Consider the following 4,597-nt stretch of genomic DNA (forward strand, 5'->3'; position numbering starts at 1 on the left):
CTCTCACCCCTGCCCCTCCGGGCCGCCCTGCACCGGAGGCGGCGGCGCCGGAGGCGGCGGAGGGTCCTCCCTCGGCGGGCGGCGCCGGGGTGGCGGCTTGGGGGCGGCGGTTCGGGTGGGGGCGGTGTAGGGGTCGTCCTTGGCGGGGCGCAGGTACGGGTTCGTCTCGTCGTGCGGGCGGTATGCGGGGGAGGGGTTGTACGGGCCCGGCTCGTACGCCAGGTCCGGGTAGGTACGGGAGCGGTCCAGGGGCGGGCCGCCCCCCTGGCCCCCGTCCAGCCCTCGCGCGTACGGAGCCGCCCACCGCCCCGCGGCCCCCGTCGCACACGCCAGCAGCGCGCCCAAGGCCCCGGCCGCCGCTCCCCAGGCCGCGCCCAGCAGCAGTGCCGCCACCCCGTTCCCGTGCAGGTCCAGTCCGGCCCCGAAGGCGTCGAATCCCAGCACCGACAGGCTCGCGTCCGCCTTCACCCTCGTCAGCCGCACCAGCAGCGGCAGCGTGAGCGCTGTCACCGCGCCCAGCCACACCGCCAGCCGCACCGCGAAGGCGAGCGGCCGCAGCCCGTTCCGCGGTGTGCGGGCCGCCGCGAGCACCCCCGTGGCCAGCATCGTCAGCACGCACGCGACGACCAGCAGCCACACCCGCCCGTCCAGCTCCGCCAGCCGCCCCACCGTCACCGACTCGTCCGTCTTGGAGCCGAGCAGCTTGTCGAGCGGGTCGGGCAGCAGCCGCACCAGGACACCGCTCGCACTGCCGTGCCACGGCACGAAGAGCCCGATCGGGATGCCCAGCCACACCCCGTTCGGCGCCGCCAGCACGGCGGAGCCGAGCACCCGGCGCGGATGGTCGTCGCCGATCGCCGCGTACACGGCCGCCGCGAGCCCGGCGCAGACCGCCAGCACCAGGGCCGCGCGCAGCGCCGACGCCACCGGCCGTACGGTCCGGTGCAGTACCTCCCAGCCGCGCGGCAGCGGTGTGCGGCGGGACGAGAGCAGCGCGATCAGCAGCACCACGAGCACCCACAGCGCGCCCCCGAGCAGCGAGGCCCCGGTCCGTACGCCGAAGCCGACGGCGGCCTTGGCGTTCGCCAGGTCGGCGAGCTTGTTCGCCAGCCCGCCGCCGAGGTCCCCCAGGTCGCCGAGGCCCGGAATGTCGATGCCCGTGCGCCCGCCGCCGATCTTGTCGAGGCCCAGCTGTGAACCGTCGATCGTGACGGTGTCCGAACCGGCCCAGGCGAGCACCCCGACCAGGATGAGGAAGAGCACGCCCACGGTCGCCGCCCGCGCCGCCAGCTCCCGGCCCCGGATCGTCGCGCCGGCGGCCCGCAGGGACCGCAGGAACACCCAGCCGAGGACGAGCGCGCCGACCAGGCTCACGCCCAGTGGCGCGATATCGATGGCGGTACGGGCCTGAGCGCCCTCCAGGCCGAAGGCCTCAAGGTCGCCGGAGGGGGTGACGGACCCGCCGACGGCGAGCACCACGGCCGCCGCGGTCATCGGCCCGAGCCGGCCCGTGCCGTCCGCCCCGAGCAGCTTCAAACCGAGCGCCGCCACCGCCGCCATCGCGAGGAACGCCCAGCTCACCGCCGCTATCGAGGTCAGGAGGATATCCGCGCCGCGCACCGTCCGCCTGCCGCTGCTGGTGGTCATCACGCCCCCCGATCCACCTCGGTTGCCCGGATACGCGCGATCCGCGCGTATCCGAGGGCGGTTACTACTCTCGGGGGGTGTTCCGGTTGCGTCAACGGGCCCCTGTTACAGCACCCTGATCAATCCCGACTTTCAGATGAGGGACTGTCCCTGAAATAGTTCCTCCCGATGTTCGCCATCCCTAGACTCCCTGTCGCAGGGGGTAATTCGGGGGACAAGTAGTGGGGCATGGAGTGCCGGAACTCGTACTGGAATTGAACGGACAGACCTGGACACTCGATCCATCCAGGTCATATACCCTCGGACGGGATCCGCAGGGGGACATGGCGATCGAGGACGCGCGGGTCTCATGGCGGCATGCCACCGTCCGCTGGGACGGCCGCAGTTGGGTCATCGAGGACCACGGGAGCACCAACGGCACGTACGTGCAGGGGCAGCGCGTCCAGCGGATGGAGATCGGGCCCGGCTCGACCGTCCACCTCGGCAACGCGACCGACGGACCGCGGCTGATCCTCTCCGGGGCGGCCGCCGCGACGCCGGGCGCGGGGCTGTCCGGCGGTGTGCAGGCGAGCGCGGCGCAGCCCGCGAACGCCGCCCCGCCGCAGGTCGGACAGGGCGCGCAGGGGGCGCAGGGGGCGCAGGAGATGCAGGGGGCGCCGGGGGCGCAGGCCCCCGCGCCGCAGTATCAGCAGCCCGGCCCCGGCTGGGTCCACCAGTCGCCGCAGCACCAGCAGCACCAGCAGTCCGCGCCGCAGCAGGCCGGCTGGCAACAGGCGCACCAACCGCCGCCGCAGGCGCAGCACCAGCCGCCGCAACAGGCGTACGTACCCGCGCAGCAGCCGCCGCCGGGCGCGGGCGGCCAGGCGGCCCCGCCCGTCCACGGCGACCGCAGCCCCACCACCTTCCACCAGCTGGCGCTGGGCCGGGTGATGCGCATCGGCCGCGCGCTGGAGAATGAACTGGTCGTTTCCGACCTTCAGGTCTCCCGATATCACGCCGAATTCAAGGCCGCCCCGGATGGCCGCTTCGAAATCGTCGACCTCGGCAGTCACAACGGCACCTATGTCAATGGACAGCCGGTCCGTCACCAGATCATCGGCCCGAACGACATCGTCGGAGTCGGCCACTCCACTTTCCGGTTGGTCGGGGACCGGCTGGAGGAATTCGTCGACACCGGCGAGGTCTCCTTCTCGGCCCGCCATCTGACCGTCACCGTCGCCGAGAACAAGACCATCCTCAAGGACGTTTCCTTCGGCGTCCCCGAGAAGTCCCTGATCGCGGTCATCGGCCCGTCGGGCTCCGGCAAGTCCACCCTGCTGCGCGCGCTCACCGGCTACCGCCCGGCCGACCAGGGCGAGGTCCTCTACGACAACCGGAACCTCTACAAGCAGTTCGCCGAACTGCGCCAGCGCATCGGCCTGGTCCCGCAGGACGACATCCTGCACAAGGAGCTCAGTGTCCGAAAAGCGCTGCGGTACGCGGCCAAGCTCCGCTTCCCAGGCGACACCGCCGAGAACGAGCGCGAGGCCCGGATAGGCGAGGTGCTGCGCGAGCTCAAGCTCGACATCCACGCGGACAAAAAGGTCCACTCCCTCTCCGGCGGCCAGCGCAAGCGCGTCTCCGTCGCCCTGGAGCTGCTCACCAAGCCGTCGCTGATCTTCCTGGACGAGCCGACCTCCGGCCTCGACCCGGGCATGGACCGCGACGTCATGCAGCTGCTGCGCGGCCTCGCCGACGACGGCCGAACCGTCCTGGTCGTCACCCACTCCGTGGCCGAGCTCGCCATCTGCGACAAGCTCCTGGTGATGGCCCCCGGCGGCGCCGTCGCCTACTTCGGCCCGCCCGACGAGGCGCTGAACTTCTTCGGCTACGGCACCTGGGCCGATGTCTTCTCCGCCTTCGAGAACTACCGCGACTACGACTGGTCGGGCCGCTGGCGCGGCTCGCAGCACTACCAGATGTACGCCGCCGACCTCGACGCCGCAGCCCCCCAGCAGGCGTACGCGCAGCACGCCCAGCCGCCGGCCCGCGTCCCCAAGCCGCAGAGCTGGGGCTCCCAGCTCTGGACGCTGATGCGCCGCTATGTCTCGGTCATCGCCTCCGACCGCGGCTTCATGGGGCTGATGGTGATCCTGCCCGCCGTGCTCGGCGGGGTGAGCTGCGTGATCCCCTCCGACTTCGGGCTGGGCGCGCCGACGAAGGGCCACTTCAACCAGGACGCGGGCACCATCCTGCTGATCCTCGCGGTCGGTATGTGCTTCTCCGGCGCCGCCAACTCCGTCCGCGAGCTGATCAAGGAACGGGTGATCTACGAACGGGAACGGGCCGTCGGCCTGTCCCGCTCCGCCTATCTGATGTCCAAGGTGATCGTCCTCGGCGTGATCACCGCGATCCAGGGCGTCATCCTCTGCGCCATCGGCTTCTCGATCCGCGAGCTGCCCAAGGAGGGCGTGGTCCTGGTCAGTCTCCCGGCCGTGGAGCTGTGCCTGGTGATCATCGCCCTCGGCTTCACCTCGATGATGATCGGCCTCGTGATCTCCTCGCTGGTCAAGACCGCCGAGAAGACGATGCCGCTGCTGGTGATGTTCGCGATCGTCCAGGTCGTCTTCACCGGCATCATGTTCAAGATCTACGACTCGCCCGGCGTCGAGCAGGTCGCCTGGCTGATGCCGTCCCGCTGGGCGGTCGGCGCGGCGGGCGCGACGCTCGACCTGTCGCGCATCATGTCGCCGATGGACAAGGACGACCCGACCAACCTCGACCCGCTGTGGGAGCACACCGCGGCGGTCTGGGGCCTGGATCTGGCCGTGCTCATCGCCCTCGGCGTCATCTGCGGCATCGCGGTCGCCAGGCTGCTGCGCCGCCACGAGCCGGAGGTCATGCGCTAGCGAGCGGCACGCGGCAGCAGCGAGCCGCATGCAGCGAGCACGGCGCAGGGCCCGTACGGACG

General features: G+C 71.7%; 2 protein-coding genes. One reads left to right on the top strand and one right to left on the bottom strand.

The window, feature by feature from the left end; all coding sequences use genetic code 11:
* Positions 1–3: 3 nt before the first annotated feature.
* A complete protein-coding gene (locus ACFU99_RS33950) occupies positions 4–1,647 on the bottom strand; it encodes a streptophobe family protein (protein ID WP_384399495.1) in 1,644 nt (547 codons plus the stop codon).
* 233 nt (positions 1,648–1,880) lie between these two features.
* Between ACFU99_RS33950 and ACFU99_RS33955 the strand changes: the two genes are divergently transcribed.
* Positions 1,881–4,535 carry an FHA domain-containing protein gene (locus ACFU99_RS33955; RefSeq protein WP_384399498.1) on the top strand — a complete coding sequence of 885 codons (2,655 nt, stop codon included), beginning with the start codon at positions 1,881–1,883 and terminating at the stop codon, positions 4,533–4,535.
* Positions 4,536–4,597 lie beyond the last annotated feature (62 nt).

The organism is Streptomyces sp. NPDC057654, assembly GCF_042800135.1.
GTDB lineage: Bacteria > Actinomycetota > Actinomycetes > Streptomycetales > Streptomycetaceae > Streptomyces.